Genomic DNA, 16,428 nt, shown 5'->3' with positions numbered 1-16,428 from the left:
TTATCCTTTAAAATCCTTATCCTTCTGTCTTCTTTTCGACTTCCTTCGCATGTTCCAAGACTTCCCGGCTCTGGATCTCTGCCGGCGTCTTCTCGTAGCGGACAAAATGATATTCATAGAGGCCGCGGCCGCCCGTCATGGAGCGAAGTGCTGTACAATAGCCATAGAGCTCCATTTCCGGAACCTCTGCCTCGATGACCTGCCTGCCATTCTGCGGCGTCATGCCAAGCACCCGGCCCCGCCTCTTATTCAGGTCGCCCATAACATCACCGGTATAGGCATCGGGAACGGTCACCTTCAAATCTACGATCGGCTCCAAAAGAACGGGAGCGGCTTCCAGAAATCCCTTCTTAAAGGCCATCTGGGATGCTGTCATGAAGGCCATTTCCGAAGAATCCACCGGATGATAGGATCCGTCATAGAGGATGGCCCGGACACCGACCACCGGATAACCGGCCAGAGGGCCAGCCTTGCAGGAGGCTGCGATCCCCTTCTCAACAGCGGGGAAAAATCCCTTGGGCACGGCTCCTCCGACGACCTCTTCCTTGAATTCATAAGGCTTATCGCTGCCGGAAGGTTCAAAGCGCATCTTGACATGCCCATACTGGCCATGTCCGCCGTTCTGCTTCTTATACTTAGCTTCCACATCGGCTGTCTTCTGAATGGTCTCGCGGAAGGCAACTCTCGGCCGGTCCACCTCAATCGGCGCCTTATAATCATGTTCCAGACGGGACTGGATGGTCTCGAGATGGAGGTCGCCCATTCCATAGATCAGAGACTGCTGATTTTCCGCATCATTGACAGCCTTAAAGGTCGGATCCTCTGCCATGAGTTTTGCCATCGACTGAGCGATCTTATCGACATCACTCTTATGAACGGCCTTCCAGCGCAGACTGGTATAGGGAATCGGCAGATCGATCTTGGCATACATGATCGGCACTGCCTTGGTCGACAGGGTATCCGATGTCGCCAGATCCGAAATCTTAGCCAGAGCACCCAGATCACCGGCATGTAGTTCCGGCACTTCCGCTGTTTTATTGCCAGTCAAAATATAGAGCTTCCCGATCTTATATTCCCGATCGGTCCGGCTGTCATAAAGGAGATCATCGGATTTGATCACGCCGGACCTGACTTTGATCAGGCTGAAGCGGCCCAGGAAAGGATCCACAATGGTCTTAAAGACAAAGGCCGTCTTGGGTTTTAAAATGTCGAAGTTGGCTTCGAAAATTTCGTTGGTCCGGATATTAATGCCGGTCATCTTGCGATTGTCTGCGGATGGCATATATTTCACAATATCATCCAGAAGGGTATAGACGCCCCGGGCAAGAAGGCCGGAGCCGCTGCCAACCGGAACGATAGAGCCGTCCTGTATGGTCAGGCGGACTGCCGCACGGATCTCCTGCTCGGAGAAGGTATCTCCGTCCAGATAGCGGTCGAGAAATTCTTCGGAAGTCTCTGCAACTGCTTCCATCAAGGTCGAATGATATTGTTCCAGATAGTCTTCGGAATAATCCGGCATTTCGATCTCTATGGTGTCATGCTTGTCATAGCGAAAGGCCTTCTTCTGAATGACATTGATATAGCCGGTCAGCTGACCATTCTCACGAAGAGGCATGTTGAAAGGCGCGATCTTCTTTCCGAACATAGCAGTCAGATCTTCGATGACCTGACGATAAGAGACCTTATCATCATCCATATCCGTCACAAAGAAGATCCTGGGCAGATGATATTTCTCACAGAGATCCCAGGCTCTTTCCGTACCGGCTTCGATACCGGCCTTGCCGGACACCACAATAATAGCGCCATCTGCTACACTCAGGGCCTCTTCCACTTCTCCTGCGAAACCGAAAAAGCCCGGTGTATCGAGGATATTGATCTTATAATCCTCCCATTCGATCGGAACGACCGCAGTCGAAATGGAGATCTTCCTCCGGATCTCCTCCTTGGAAAAGTCAGAAATCGTATTGCCATCCTCGACTTTCCCCTGCCTTGCTACCAGACCGGCCAGATATGCCATGGCCTCGGTCAGAGTCGTCTTTCCTGCACCCCCATGTCCTAAAATGACGACGTTACGAATCTTGTCAGTAGTATAAACCTTCATACGCAAGTTCCCCCTATCCTAAGAATCGAGCCTTTGACTGGTTTTCCGACAACCTTATTTTCATCACCATTTTATACAAAAATATTAGGCAATACAATCATATATTGTGTAATATTTACAATTTTCTATGAAGTTTTTAGAAATCTCTATTACCTGCCTATGTTTTGAAATGACAGGGTACGCCAGCTTCTTTGGTAATGCCGGAATGGAAAATTTCCTTCCGGTCTGGTCTATATTTCCCCACCGGGGAGGGCCCTCGGCAGGTTCCAGCGAAAGTGGGCTGCCAGATAGCGGATCAGAAGGACCAGGAAAAATCCGACAAGCATTGCCTTGGGCCAGCCGATCACAGCCGGAAGAAGTGCTGCGGCGACAGCGCCTGCCACCGATGCCAGAGCGTAGACATGGCGGACGAAAATATAGGGCTTCTGCGCGGCGAACAGATCCCGGAGAATTCCTCCCCCGACACCGGTGATGACACCAAGAAAAATCATAAGAAAAACATTTGTTTTCGACACCATCCGGCCGGCATAGACGCCGTCCACGGTAAAGGCCGCAAGCCCCAGAGAATCCGTAACCAGAAGGAGTTTCTCATAGACCCGGATCAGCCGAAGGATCCGGTCGCCCTTTCGCACATAGCGGATCACGAAAAAGACCACCAGGGCAGTTGCAAAGGACAGGATGATGTAGATCGGATTCAAAAAGACGGCAGGAGGGATCCTGCCTATGGTCAGGTCGCGGACAAAGCCGCCCCCGGCGGCCGTTGTCAGAGCCAGAATCATGATGCCGAAGATATCCATGTCCTTTTTCACAGCGACCATGGCCCCGGAAATTGCGAATGCGATCGTCCCGATCAGATCCATAATAGAAATAAAAGCCGGCATTTCTTCCCCCTACTTCCAGTAGTCTAACTCTTTCGGATCCAGCCCGACATCCTTGGCGTGGAAAACCGGATCCTGCCCTGTCTTTTTCTGTTTCTCATAATCCCGGGTCGCGCGGAAGGCCACATTCCCAAGGCGGACGCAGCAGGGGATATTGATAAGAGCCATGGCTCCCATGGTGATATCCGCAAGTGCCCAGGCCGCATCCATCGGTATTAAGGCACCGGCGAAAATAACAAGAGCACAGATCAGGCGGAAGATGGTCAGAAACTTCTTCCCCGGCATCTTGTTATTGTGCAGATATTTCAGCCCGTTATCCACATAATAGAGATTCCCGATCAAAGTTGTGAATGCAAACAGGATCAGTGCAATGGTGAGATATGCCGGTCCGAAGCCCTTTAAGAAGCTGGACAGGGCCTGCTGAACATAGGGCGCGCCGGCACTTTTTGCCGTCCGCGGAACGTTGGTGACGAGACATAAGAGACCGGTTGCCGTACAGAGGAAGAGCGTGTCAATAGAAACAGAGACCACGGCCGCAAGACCTTGTTTGACGGGATGTGAGGTATCTGCAGATGCTGCAGCATGGGGTGCCGAGCCGACACCGGCTTCGTTCGAATAAAGGCCTCTCTTGATTCCATAGACCATGCAGGACCCTGCAATTCCGCTTCCGATGGCCCGGAAATTAAAGGCATCCCGGAAGATCATGGCAAACATGGAAGGAATATGGTGAAAGTTCACAATACAGATCAATACCGCTACAGCGACATAGATAAATCCCATAAATGGCACGATAAGCTCCGTCAATCTCACAATCCGCTTTCCTCCGCCAAGGATGCAGATCAGGACAAGAATAGCAAGAATGCCGCCAATGATCAGAGGTGTCAGCTTTTTGTCATAAAAAGAATAGACGGTAAAAGCAGATTGCAGGTTATAAGAGCAGAGCAAATTAAAACCGAAACCATAAGCCAGGATCATGCAGACCGTAAAGACTTTTGCCAGTTTTCTGCTGTGGATGGCATCCTCGATATAATGCTCCGGGCCGCCGTAACAGCCGACGCCATTCGGCTCCCTCTTTTTATAGATCTGAGCCAGAACGGTCTCAACATAAGCAGATGCACTCCCCAGGACAGCCAAAAGCCACATCCAGAACATGGCACCGGGGCCGCCCAGACAGATAGCCGTAGAAACTCCGATGATATTTCCCGTCCCGACACGGGATGCCGTGGAAACCATAAGTGCCTGGAATGGAGAAACCGCCCCTTCTTCCTTGGGCTTCTCCCAGAGGACCTTCCAGGCCTCACCATACATACGGATCTGAACCGCTCTGGTCCGCACCGTAAAATAAATACCGGCTGCTGCCAGAAGTAAAACAAGAACCGGAAAATAGAGATAGGTATCTATTTCCGTAAGAATTTTTGTCATCCGCCCCACCTTTCTGTACTCTAACAAGATTCCCTTTGCAATTTTTGCTGATATTTCGTCTGGATGCAAATGCATTCTATATCAATGCATTCCATCTAATGAAGAACCTACTATGACCTTTCGCGCATGGGATCAACAAAAAAAGGTTCCAATCTTACCCATTATAACAAATGACAGGATAGAAAATCGATGGTTATTACAAGAATCTTGTTTGGATATGGGCAGCCTGTATTGGTAAAAAGGCTCGCATCGTGATATAGGAAAGAAGGAAGGGAAACTTTATAAGAATCGCGTCATGATATAAGAAAGAAGATTATCCGGGATCAATCCACAGAAAATGCGGTCTAATGTCGGAATGAATCCCGGCGTCGACATGGCATGACGGCGATAGATAGAAGAAAGCGAACGGGAGACCACCTGCTTTGTCGTAGAAGTAAAAAGAAGATGGTGGGCTTTTTCATCCATTGCTGTACCGATGAAACCTGTATCCCTCACCCAATAAGGACAGATGGCCGTGACACTGACTTTCTTCCTCAAAAGTTCCACCCGAAGGGCTCTGCTATAGCTGTAAAGGAAAGCCTTGGATGCAGCATAGGCATTGAAGAAAGGAATCGGCTGGAGGCCGGCAACTGAGCAAACTTCTCCGATCCTGGCTCCCGGATGAAGATAAGGGATCACGATATTGGTAAGCTGGGCGGCTGCCCGGTCATTTAAGTCGATCATCTTTCCCTCCTTCTGATAGCCAACTTTTTCCGAAGAGCCGAAAGCTCCAAAGCCGGCGCAATTCAATAGGAGAGAAACAGAATCCACTTCCCCCTTCAAAAGCTTGTTTTTCAGCACTTCTATAGACTCAGATCTTGTCAGATCCAAAGGTATGATTTGAACCGGAAGATGAAGCAAAGAAGCCAAGTCCTCCAGACGGTCCTTTCGCCGGGCAACAAGCCAGATCTCATCGACCTCGAATTTTTCCGGATCTTTATCAATCTCCTTTGCATAGGCCATACCCAGTCCGCTGGACGCACCGGTAATAATGGCAAGACGCCTTTTTTGCACCTCGCCTAGAGTCTTTGTTGTTTTTTCACCGGATCTTAGATAGACTCTCTCTATCCATCCAACGATCAGACCTATGATCCCGGCAATGAGAACCAGAGTCCCGAAAAAGCTTGTCAGATGATTCCATATTTCCCTTACGATCTGCATATTTCCTCCCATCCGGCTTTCAAATTCGATATATGAAATTTTTTCAAAATAATGCGTATTAATTGTCGAAAAAAAGCCTTTTTCAACTCAGAAAATCGATATAGAAAAACTTTTGAAATTCATGCTATAAATCTGATCAAAAAACACGCATCATTCCAAAAAGATTTCATATATCGATTTTCACCCTCCATATCCGACCTTCTGACCACAAGAAATGCGCATGATTCTCAACAGATTTCATATATCGATTTTTCACTCTGTATCAGACTCCGTAGCCATAAGAAATACCCGTGGTTTTCTATGGATTGCTGATCTATCATCGTATGATATGTGCCAAGTGCAGCCTTTGCTATTGTGCTCACGGTATTAAATATAAACCCGGAATGTAATAAAAGAAATACCCTGTGAACCCCCACTTCACAATTATCCTATACTGTGGTAATATGTATCTAATTTTAATTCAAAAATCAACTTGAGAAGGGATAAGATAACGATATGAGAAGAACTGATGAAAATAATGGAACCCAGAAAACAACGGAAGATTACCTGGAAGCAATTCTTGAGATTTTCCAGAAGCAAGGCTATGTCCGTTCAATTGATGTTGCAGACCTTCTCGAGGTTTCCAAGCCCAGCGTCACCTATACGACGAAGCGTCTGAAGGAAAAGAATTACATCACAACCGACCACGCCGGTATGCTTGTCCTGACCGAAGAGGGAAGAGCCATTGCCGAACGCACCCTGGACCGTCATCAGATCCTGACACAGCTTCTCACTTCCCTTGGGGTAAATGCAGACCAGGCCCAGACAGATGCCTGTAAGGTGGAGCATGATCTCTCAGAAGAATCCTTCCAGGCCCTGAAATCCCTGGTTTTAAGCGATAAGCTGCAAGATATGAATTTCTAACTTCCGTCTGGCTAGTCCATCAATTGAATATTTTTCAAATACTACAATTTCATTTTACCGGAACAAGGATCATCTCCTAAAAAGTCCCTTTTTCACATAGGGTTCGGACTGAATTCCTTTAAAATGATAACCGGTATCCTCAATGACCGCTTTCATTCGATCGGCATCAATAGCATCTTCCGTGAGAAAACTTGCCTCTCCCTTTCTGTGGGAAGATGTCACTTTCTTCGCATCCGAAAAGTTCCTTCGAATGGCATCATTGATATGGGATTCGCACATTCCACAGGCCATACCTTCGATCTTTACAACTGTTTTGTACATAGCAATCTCCTTTCTTTGGTCTACATTTTAACAAAAACGAATCAGCTGATCTCATTTTCCTTCAAATTCCGGAAAATGAATCCGCTGATTTCGTTTCTGATTTCACTTGCCCCAAAATAAGCTCAGCCCAATACGTTCGAAAGGGCTCAGCCGTTGACACTTCCACCCTTCATAATTGTACTCAAGCCTCACTGAAACGGCCGACAGCAGACTTTTTATAAGGGTTGGACCGGCAGATGAAGTAAGCAGCAATGACCATAAGTGCAATCGCAACTACAGTTCCGACCGTAAAGGCTCCGCTGACCAGAGAGCCGATCTGGAAAACACACAGGGACAGGCAGTAACCCATCAACATCTGATAACCGAAGGTGATCCAGCCCCATTTCTTGCTGCCCTGCTCACGGAAGGCGGTTGCAATGGCAACCATGCAGGGCGCGTCGAAAATATTGAAGAGAAGGAAACTCATACCAACCAGTTTGCTTCCTCCAAAGAGATGATTGATTGCAGTTGCAACATCTGCGCTGCTGTCACTTGCTGCATGGGCAAGGATTCCAAGGGTAGCGGTTGCCTGCTCCTTGGCGACTTCCGCAGAAACCGATGCAACAGCACCCTGCCAGGTTCCGAAGCCAAGCGGTTTGAAGATCCAGGCCAGGCCTTCGCCGATATAGCGGAGAAAAGAGTGATCAATATCTTCCGCAAGGAAACCACTCGGGCCGAAGTGCATAAGAAGCCATATCACGATACACATTGCAAAAATAATGGTACCTGCCTTGATCATGAAGGCTTTGGTCCTCTCCCAGACATGGATCAGAACACCTTTTACCGTTGGAACGTGGTAAGCAGGAAGCTCCATAACGAAGGGTGCCGGATCTCCGGAGAAGTATTTGGTCTTCTTTAAAGCAATACCGGACAAAACGACAATACCGAGCCCCAGGAAATACATGCCGGGTGCAACAAAGATACTGCCGGGAAAGCATACCATGGTCATCATGGCAACTATTTCCATCTTGGCTCCGCAAGGCATGAAAGTGGAGAGGAGAATCGTCATCCGACGGTCTTTTTCATTCTCTATCGTACGGGAAGCCATAATTGCCGGAACACCGCAGCCGGTGCCAATCAGCATGGGAATGAAGGACTTTCCGGAGAGACCGAATTTTCGGAAGATCCGGTCCATGATGAAGGCAACACGCGCCATATAACCCGAATCCTCCAGAATAGACAGACAAAGGAAAAGGATGATCATCTGCGGGACAAAGCCAAGGACTGTACCGACACCGTTTATGACACCATCCACAAGCAAACTGATGACCGGAGCGGATGCACCGACTGCCTTCAGTCCTGCTGTGGCCGCATTGGTGATCCAGGTTCCAAAGAAAACGTCATTCGTCCAGTCCGTAAGTTGAGATCCGATCGTCGTCACGGATACATAATAGACGCCCCACATGATCAAGGCAAAGATCGGAAGGGCCAGGAATCGATTGGTAACGATCCGATCGATCTTATCCGATGTTGTCATTTCGCCTTTCACGCCAGCCTTCTTCACGGAATCGGAAACCAGCTTCTGGATATAAGTATAGCGCTGATTTGTGATAATGCTTTCTGCATCATCATCCATTTCCTCTTCGCAATCTTTGATATGCGAATCGATATGCTTTAATAAATCCTCTGAAAGCTGCAGATTTTCCGTTGCCTTCTGATCTCTTTCAAAAAGTTTGACCGCATACCAGCGAAGCTGTTCCTTTGGCACCAGATCTTCGATTGACTCCTCGATATGAGCCAGAGCATGTTCAACGCTTCCGGTAAATACATGGGGCAGGTCTTTCTTTTTCTTTTCTGCATATTGAATGGCAAGCTCCGCTGCCTTTCTGGTATTCTCAGAATGCAGGGCGCTGATTTCGATGGTCTCGCAGCCCAATTCCTGTCCCAGCTTCTTCGTATCGATCTTGTCGCCCTTTTTCTTAACCAGATCCATCATATTGAAGGCCAGCACAACCGGTATACCGATCTCCACCAGCTGTGTGGTCAGATAGAGATTTCTCTCGATATTGGTCGCATCAACGATATTCAGAATCACATCCGGCTTTTCATTGACGAGATAATTCCGGGAGACAACCTCCTCCAGGGTATACGGGCTCAGGGAATAGATCCCCGGAAGGTCCTGAATAATGACATCCTTGTGTCCGATCAGGCGCCCTTCCTTCTTCTCTACCGTAACGCCGGGCCAGTTACCGACATATTGGGTGCTTCCTGTCAGATCATTGAAAAGGGTCGTTTTACCGCAATTCGGATTTCCCGCCAGTGCAATTTTCATTGCCATATCTGCCTACCTCTCTTCTAACATCTCATAAGTTTATAATTTCTGATGAAATTTAGGCCATCTCCAAAATATCCGCATCATCTTTTCGTATCGAAAGCTCGTAGCCCCGAACGGTCACCTCAATGGGATCCCCAAGCGGAGCCACCTTTCGGACCGAAATCTCTGTTCCCTTCGTGATGCCCATGTCCATGATCCGGCGCTTCAAAGCACCGCTGCCATGGATTTTCACCACAGTGGAAGTCTCACCAATTTGCACATCTCTTAATGTTTTCATGCTTTTTCTCCTCGCTATCGATATATTCTGAACGCCGGCCAATCACCGGAGTAACAGCCTTTATGAGTATCTTTTATATGTTTTCTGTTTTTAAATATATTTTAAGCAATATAGTTTTATGTAATGTAATTGAACTTTTGTTATACACGTCTAACCTATGACCAAAAAATAAAGAATTAAAATAATATATAGGAATCTCTACATCGTTACCATAATTCTTTTCGTCATTTCTTTTGTAAGAGCCAGTCTGGCGTCCTTTACCTTGGCAATCATATTTCCATTCCCGGGTGTTGAAACGATCTGAATCTCACTGCCGACAACAAATCCCAGATCTTCCAGGTGTTTCTTCACATCAGGACTCCCGCCGATTCGGGCAACCATACATTTTTCTCCGGCTTTCGCCATGGAAAGAGGCAGCATTGTAATTTCCTTCTTTCTAGTCATTACTTGCATCATAAGATGATTCAATTAGTATTTACATATTTCTTCTGATTGTTATTCTTTTGTAAACTTAGGTAGATATATCTAACCACCGGACATTAGTTTAAACCATCTGACAGCGACATGCAAGTGGAAAATACTTTTTCTTTGCCGTCGTACCGGACAGATTCTAAAACTGATCTCTATTATGAAACTTGCAGATATCAGAAACGACCATGTCTGATGTGCGTTTGACCATGTCTGATGTGCGTTTATTGTCCTGGCAACCTGGATTTGGCCTGCTTATTCGATATATCAAATCTTTTTGAAATCATGCGTGTTTTAAGTGTTTCGGTGGCTCGGATTTGGCCTGTTTATTCGATATACAGAATCTTTTTAAAACCATGCGTGTTTTTAGTGTGTTTTTATAGCATGATTTCAAAAAGATTTTGTATATCGAATATTTGCCCTCTGAAAGGGGGCTTTTCGCCATGGAAAGACGCATGATTTAAAAAAGATTCTGTATATCGAATATTCGCCCTCTGAAAGGGTGCTTTTCGCCATGGAAAGGCGCATAATTTCAAAAAGATTCTGTATATCGAATATTTGTCCTCTGAAAGAGTGCTTTTCGCCATGGAAAGGCGCATGATTTCAAAAAGATTCTGTATATCGAATATGTCTCGAATGGGACTTGGATCCAACCTTTCTGAGAGCACAACTTCTGTGCCGTCATCCCATGTCAAAAATGGATCCATCCTTATGACTATCTCGATATCTGCTCCAGAATCTTTTTTGACTTTTCCATGAAAAAGCAAATAAATGATCGCTCAAGAAAGCAGATTGCCGTCCTCTTATCTATCCCCCATCAAGATTCTATCGCCCCATAAATGGCCCGGATTGCATCTTCGTAGCGGTCTTCCGGCACACCGATCAAGAGGTTCAGTTTCCCTGCTCCCTGATTGATTGTATCAATCTCAATCCCGGCACGGGCAAGGGAATTCAAGACCTTGACATTGGCAATCGATCCGGGATCCTTCTCACCGACAACGGCAATCACCGACAGATGCTCAAAGACACCGAGATAATCGGGATGCAGGATCTCTCGGATCTCCGAAAGCAGTTCCTCCTTACAAGATGTGAGAAGGTCAGACCGAATGATCAGAGTCACCGTATCAATACCGGTCAGACACTGCTCGAAAGGCAGATCCCGTTTCTTCAAGAGATCCAAAAGAATGGCACTGAAACCGGCCCCGTCACTCACCATGACTTTCTCCACCTGGAGAACTGTCATACCCGGGCGTCCGGCCACCCCGACCACAGGATACTTCTGCATAGACGAAGGAAAATGCCGGACAATCATTGTCCCGCTGTCTTCCGGCGCATTCGTATTCCGAATATTGATGGGAATCGAAAGCTCCGAAGCCGGCAGAACAGCATCCGTATGAAGAACCGAAGCCCCCATATAAGACAAGGCCCGAAGTTCCCGATAGCTCAGATAATCCACGGTCCGCGGCTCAGCAACGATTCGCGGATCCGCAGCCTTGAGCCCTGAAACATCCGTCCAATTTTCATAGAGATCCGCCTTAACAGCCTTAGCCACGAGACTTCCGGAAATATCGGACCCGCCCCTGGACAGGGTATGGATCCTTCCATCTGCATCCGCCCCATAAAATCCGGCGATCACCGCCCGATCCAAAGGATGCAGGGCCGCAGCCATTGCCCTCTGCGTCGTGACAGGATCCAGCTGACCATCCGGGAAGAAGCAGACCGACCAGGCCGGGTCCACAAAAGTGAATCCCAGATATTCCGCCATAATTTGCGCATTCAGATATTCTCCCCGGCTGGCCATATAGTCCAGTTCCGGCTTCTTCTGCAGATTTCGACGTATGATCTCCATTTCCTCATCGATGGGGAAATGTAAACCAAGATCACGGATGATCTCATAAAACCGGTCCCGGACCTCAGTCAGAACTTCGCCAACCGGCCGATGATTCACGGCATTCTCATAGCATCTGATTAGAAGATCCGTCACCTTGATATCATCCGAAAAACGCTTTCCGGGCGCGGAAACCACAATATAACGGCGGCCCTTGTCCCTTTCAATGATTTCCTTCACCTTTCGAAACTGATTCGCATCCGCAAGCGATGTCCCGCCAAATTTTGCAACAATTGTTTTCATCTTAAACTCTCTTTACTATCTATTTGGGAATTCTAATAGATCTCTTCTGCCATCTCCCCGGCAGAAGAGCGAATTTATTCTACCACAATTTATCCCTTCCCGCATTCCCACGCGAATGTCCAGCCCTTTTTTGATGTTACCACAAAAAAATTCTTGCAAGTCGTAAGATTTGTGCCATAATATTTTCGAAGTTTTAGTAACTGCGCTATATCCGGTTGAGCCGGAACAGCAGCAGAAGGTGAACTTGAATGACAGATTTTTTCATATCTTTGTTTCTGGCCTCCAGCTCTCTTTCTGCATTTATGCCATTTTCGAACAGAAAGGAGCAGATCATGGCTAATCAATTTTCTAACTATTCACAGAATCCTTCTTCCCAAGGCAGTCTATCCGCAAAAAAGGATACTAGCATCCGGCCGAAGACAGAATTCATGGTAAAGACCGCTCTTTTGATCGCGATCACCGTCCTCATGGGCACAACTCCACTCGGAACCATCCGGACACCCTTCCTCAGTGTCTCCCTGGTCACCATTCCCGTAGCGATCGGAGCCATGACCATTGGCCCCGCCGGCGCAGCCATCTGTGGCACCGTCTTCGGTCTGACCAGTTTCCTGAACGCCCTGACCGGAACCAGCGGCCTTTTGTCCACCCTCTTTGCCATCCGTCCGGTCGGTCCTGTCGGCGTCTTCGTGACAGCCGTCATTGCCCGGATCCTCGATGGTCTCTGCACCGGCCTCATCTTCTATGCCCTGAAAGAGAAGCTTCACATCGGAAACCTCGCCTATTATCTGACCGGCCTTGCCGCTCCCCTGCTGAACACCCTCTTTTTCATGACTTCTCTGATCCTCTTCTTCTATCAGAGTGACTACATCCAAAACATGGCCCAAGGTCTCGGCAGCCACAATCCCATGACCTTCGTCATTGCCCTGGTCGGCGTTCAGGGCGTCATCGAAGCCGTCGTAGGCTGCCTTCTTTCCGGAAGCGTCGGTCTCCTTCTCACCAAAGCCCTGCGGAAAAGATCATGAAGCAGACCATCCTTGCAATCGATGTCGGAAACACCAATATCGTCCTGGGGCTTTTTTCCGGCGACAAGCTTCTCTTCACCGACCGTCTCTCGACCCGTCACCCCTGGGGAAATATAGACCTGACCCGGGCTTTGGAAACGATCTTAAGAAAGCACAGCATAGATTCCCATCTCTTGGAAGGCGCTGTCCTATCCTCTGTCGTTTCGGATCTGAATCCCCTGATCAAACAGGCCGTCATGGATTTGTCCGGCAGGGAGACCTATGAAGTGCATCCCGGCAGCCCCTGCGGCATTGATACTTCGTCATATGATACCGGGGCCCTGGGTATGGACCGGATCTGCGACCTGGCCGCTGCAATAAAACTCTATGGAAAACCGGTCGCGGTTTTTGATCTCGGCACGGCAACCACCTTAACACTTGTCGATGAAAAGGGAGTCCTGGCCGGCGGGATGATAAGCCCCGGCATCGGTCTAAGTTTGGAGGCGCTCTCCGAGCATACGGCCAGCCTGCCTCGTCTTGATCCGAAGCCGGTTTTTGATCTATTGGGCCATGACACCAAGTCGAATATGCTCTCCGGAACCGTCGCTGCTTGCGGCATAAGGATCGAAGCCGTCACAGACCGGCTCCGGGAGAGGACAGGGCTATCGGGTTTAAAAACAGTGATCACGGGAGGTCTGGGGAAGCTGGTACTTCCCTGGATTCGGACAGATGTGATCTATGATCCGGATCTTCTTCTAAAGGGGCTTTTGATTCTTTATCAGATGAAATGAATGTCAACCGTCTGCCACCACGCATGAAAAGCACATGTACTCATAATTGTGAAAGGAGATAATTCAAAACTATGCTGCAAGGCAAGAATATCCTTCTCGGTGTAACCGGCGGCATTGCTGCCTATAAGACCTGTGATCTGGCCTCCATGCTGATGAAGGCCGGGGCCCTGGTCAATGTCATTGAGACAGAAAATGCGGCAAAATTTGTGACGCCACTCACTTTTGATGCCCTGACTCACCAGAGAACCGTCGTGGACACCTTTGACCGCCAGCATTCCTATGAGATCGAGCATATCGCTCTTTCCGACAAGGCGGATGCCGTTCTCGTGGCCCCTGCCTCTGCCGATATCATTGCAAAGCTCGCAAACGGTCTGGCGGATGATATGCTGACAACGACGATCCTTGCCATGGACCGGCCCAAGCTGATTGCTCCGGCTATGAATACCCGGATGTACGAGAATCCGGTCACTCAGCATAATCTGGATCTCTTACGGGGCTACGGCTGGGAGATCATCGAACCGGTCAGCGGACATCTGGCCTGCGGGACCAGCGGCAAGGGCAAGATGGCATCGCCGGAACGACTCTTCCTTGCTCTGGATCATGCCATCGCTTATCAAAAAGATCTGACCGGAAAGAGGATCCTGGTTTCGGCCGGCCCCACCCGGGAGGCCTTGGATCCGGTCCGCTATCTCACCAATCATTCCAGCGGCCGCATGGGATATGCCATTGCAAAAATTGCAGCCGACCGTGGCGCAAGAGTCACTCTGGTTTCCGGACCTACGGAACTTACACCCTCCCCTTATGTCGAATGCATACCGATCGAATCTGCAGAAGAAATGTTTCATGCAGTAAGTCAAAGGGCCTGTGCCCAGGATGCGGTCATCATGGCCGCTGCCGTGGCGGACTTCCGTCCGGCCTCGGTAGCAGACAATAAAATCAAGAAAAAAGAGGGGGAAAGCCTGAGCTCTCTTTCTCTGGAAGGAACAAAAGACATTCTGGAATGGCTGGGCCGGCATAAGCCTTATCACCAGCTTCTCTGCGGCTTCTCCATGGAGACGGAACATCTTCTGGAAAATTCAAGGAAAAAACTGGAGAAAAAAAATCTGGACCTGATTGCTGCCAATAGCCTGAAAGAAGCCGGTGCCGGTTTTGGTGTGGATACGAATATTCTGACCCTGATCTCTAAGGACAAGGAAGAAAAACTTCCTCTCATGTCGAAGGAAGAAGCTGCCAATGTCCTTCTGGATCGACTCTTCTCACTTTAAAAAAAGCCATCGGGGCCTGATATGTACAAGCCTTACTGAACTTTTCATGGTCCGGTAAAGAAGGTACATATCAGGGGATCCCGGTGGCTTTTTCTTATTCATCTGCACTATTGTAAACCGTATAATTCCCGGATATGGAGTCTTTCGTGAAGGTTTCCAGCCAGGCCAGAGAGCCTTCCAGATCGCGCCGGATCAGGAAGTCGTAAGTCTTCTTCGTGTGCTGATAGAGGACCTCCATCCCGTATTTCCGGCAGAAACGCTGCCAGAGAGTGATAACGGCAGGTTTGAAGGAAACGATCAAGGCCGTCAGGATATCACTTTTCCCGATCACGGACAGATTCCATTGGAATTCAAAACTGGCTTCCGCTGCCTCCATCGGAGTTTTTGCTTCCTTCAAATGATTCAGACAGACGGACAAACCCTCCATCTCCTCATCGGAGGCCCGCTCGATCGCATGCTTCAAGGTGATCTGGCTCAAGCCCCAGCGGATCTCTAAAATGGATCGGATATCTTCATCCGATAGGATATCTCCTTTTAATTCCAAAATCGCGCGGAAAGTTTTCAGCGACCCTTCCCGACGGTAATCCGTGACAAAAGTCCCCTGACGGGGCTGAACCCTTAGAAAGCCCTGATCGACCAGGGTGGAAATCCCGGAATTAATGACCGTCCGGCTGACTCCCATGCCTTCGGCCAGTTCCCGCTCGGACGGGATCCGGGAGCCCGGCTCCAGTTCGCCGGACAGGATCATTTCCTGCATCTTCTTAATAAAGAGTTCCTTATGGGTCGGAACTTCGATACGTTCCATCTTCATTTAAAGTCTCGCTTCCCTTGATATAAATCTTCTTCACACATCCGCTGCAAGCATAGAATGCGGCTCTTCCTCATCTTCCGGCTCAAAAACTTCGATCTCCTTGATCATAAATTCCTGCCCCTGAATGAGATAGGTATGGTCGCTCCCGCAGTACGGGCAGATCTTACCGCTCTGCACGGTGGAATAGGTCTTGCCGCAATCCTCGCAATATGTGATGGCCGGGATCCGGCTGATCCGAAGCTCGCAGTCCCGTAAGAGATCCTGCTTCTTGACAGCCCACTTCCAGCAATCGGTCAGATACTTGGGGATGACCGTCGATACCTCACCCAGGGCAAGGGTGACACTTGAGATTTCCGTAACCTGATTTTCTTTGGCCACCGCCTTTAAGTTATCGATCACCTTAAAGACAACGCCTAGCTCGTGCATACTTACCTCTTCTCTTCCATCTTATAAATGTAGACCAGCCCCGAAAAGCAAGGCCTGCCCGGGGCTGGTCTAAGTTTCGAAAGATCACTTTCTCTTATTGACAAACTTCACTTTAAAGA

15 protein-coding genes are annotated in these 16,428 nt (G+C 48.6%); 4 read left to right on the top strand and 11 right to left on the bottom strand.

The window, feature by feature from the left end; translation table 11 throughout:
* Positions 1–16: 16 nt before the first annotated feature.
* From ACKX2L_RS05420 to ACKX2L_RS05405, 4 genes are all read right to left on the bottom strand, one after another.
* On the bottom strand, positions 17–2,101 hold the full coding sequence (locus ACKX2L_RS05420) for an elongation factor G (RefSeq protein WP_497552771.1): 2,085 nt from the start codon (positions 2,099–2,101) through the stop codon (positions 17–19).
* 230 nt (positions 2,102–2,331) lie between these two features.
* Positions 2,332–2,982, bottom strand: a complete 651-nt coding sequence (locus ACKX2L_RS05415) for a trimeric intracellular cation channel family protein (protein ID WP_497552770.1) — start codon at positions 2,980–2,982, stop codon at positions 2,332–2,334.
* 9 nt (positions 2,983–2,991) lie between these two features.
* A complete protein-coding gene (locus ACKX2L_RS05410) occupies positions 2,992–4,401 on the bottom strand; it encodes an alanine/glycine:cation symporter family protein (RefSeq protein WP_497551657.1) in 1,410 nt (469 codons plus the stop codon).
* Positions 4,402–4,680: 279 nt separating this feature from the next.
* Complete coding sequence (locus ACKX2L_RS05405) at positions 4,681–5,601, bottom strand: SDR family NAD(P)-dependent oxidoreductase (protein ID WP_497552769.1); 921 nt, start codon at positions 5,599–5,601, stop codon at positions 4,681–4,683.
* A 495-nt stretch (positions 5,602–6,096) separates the two neighbouring features.
* Here ACKX2L_RS05405 and ACKX2L_RS05400 point away from each other — a divergent pair, with 495 nt between their 5' ends.
* Positions 6,097–6,504 carry a metal-dependent transcriptional regulator gene (locus tag ACKX2L_RS05400; RefSeq protein WP_497552768.1) on the top strand — a complete coding sequence of 136 codons (408 nt, stop codon included), beginning with the start codon at positions 6,097–6,099 and terminating at the stop codon, positions 6,502–6,504.
* 69 nt (positions 6,505–6,573) lie between these two features.
* On the opposite strand, the gene ACKX2L_RS05395 is transcribed toward ACKX2L_RS05400, so the two are convergent.
* From ACKX2L_RS05395 to ACKX2L_RS05375, 5 genes are all read right to left on the bottom strand, one after another.
* Complete coding sequence (locus ACKX2L_RS05395) at positions 6,574–6,825, bottom strand: heavy-metal-associated domain-containing protein (protein ID WP_497552767.1); 252 nt, start codon at positions 6,823–6,825, stop codon at positions 6,574–6,576.
* A 181-nt stretch (positions 6,826–7,006) separates the two neighbouring features.
* On the bottom strand, positions 7,007–9,142 hold the full coding sequence (gene feoB, locus ACKX2L_RS05390) for a ferrous iron transport protein B (RefSeq protein WP_497552766.1): 2,136 nt from the start codon (positions 9,140–9,142) through the stop codon (positions 7,007–7,009).
* Positions 9,143–9,194: 52 nt separating this feature from the next.
* Positions 9,195–9,416 (bottom strand): FeoA family protein, encoded by a 222-nt coding sequence (locus ACKX2L_RS05385; RefSeq protein ID WP_497551651.1) that lies wholly within the window; start codon positions 9,414–9,416, stop codon positions 9,195–9,197.
* A 198-nt stretch (positions 9,417–9,614) separates the two neighbouring features.
* Positions 9,615–9,860, bottom strand: coding sequence for a FeoA family protein (locus ACKX2L_RS05380; RefSeq protein ID WP_497552765.1), 246 nt, complete (start codon positions 9,858–9,860; stop codon positions 9,615–9,617).
* An 841-nt stretch (positions 9,861–10,701) separates the two neighbouring features.
* A complete protein-coding gene (locus ACKX2L_RS05375; RefSeq protein ID WP_497552764.1) occupies positions 10,702–12,015 on the bottom strand; it encodes an aspartate kinase in 1,314 nt (437 codons plus the stop codon).
* Between the two features lie 332 nt (positions 12,016–12,347).
* Between ACKX2L_RS05375 and ACKX2L_RS05370 the strand changes: the two genes are divergently transcribed.
* The 3 genes from ACKX2L_RS05370 to coaBC all read left to right on the top strand — a co-directional run bounded on the left by ACKX2L_RS05370 (position 12,348) and on the right by coaBC (position 15,072).
* The gene (locus ACKX2L_RS05370; protein ID WP_497552763.1) at positions 12,348–13,037 is read left to right on the top strand and encodes an ECF transporter S component; all 690 of its coding nucleotides are present in this window, start codon (positions 12,348–12,350) and stop codon (positions 13,035–13,037) included.
* Positions 13,034–13,807: a type III pantothenate kinase gene (locus tag ACKX2L_RS05365; RefSeq protein WP_497552762.1), complete on the top strand. Its 774-nt coding sequence runs from the start codon at positions 13,034–13,036 to the stop codon at positions 13,805–13,807. The genes ACKX2L_RS05370 and ACKX2L_RS05365 overlap by 4 nt, the downstream gene beginning before the upstream one ends.
* A 71-nt stretch (positions 13,808–13,878) precedes the next feature.
* Positions 13,879–15,072 (top strand): bifunctional phosphopantothenoylcysteine decarboxylase/phosphopantothenate--cysteine ligase CoaBC, encoded by a 1,194-nt coding sequence (gene coaBC, locus ACKX2L_RS05360; RefSeq protein ID WP_497552761.1) that lies wholly within the window; start codon positions 13,879–13,881, stop codon positions 15,070–15,072.
* A gap of 94 nt (positions 15,073–15,166) precedes the next feature.
* Here coaBC and ACKX2L_RS05355 read toward each other — a convergent pair whose 3' ends face one another.
* Positions 15,167–15,883, bottom strand: a complete 717-nt coding sequence (locus tag ACKX2L_RS05355; protein WP_497551645.1) for a FadR/GntR family transcriptional regulator — start codon at positions 15,881–15,883, stop codon at positions 15,167–15,169.
* A 33-nt stretch (positions 15,884–15,916) separates the two neighbouring features.
* The gene (locus ACKX2L_RS05350; RefSeq protein ID WP_497551644.1) at positions 15,917–16,309 is read right to left on the bottom strand and encodes a hydrogenase maturation nickel metallochaperone HypA; all 393 of its coding nucleotides are present in this window, start codon (positions 16,307–16,309) and stop codon (positions 15,917–15,919) included.
* Between the last annotated feature and the right edge of the window lie 119 nt (positions 16,310–16,428).

Source organism: Porcibacter vitabionis, assembly GCF_046263795.1.
Lineage (GTDB): Bacteria > Bacillota > Clostridia > Lachnospirales > Lachnospiraceae > Lachnocurva.
Note: the sequence above shows the minus strand (reverse complement) of the source record. Positions and strands in the feature narration are given on the sequence as shown.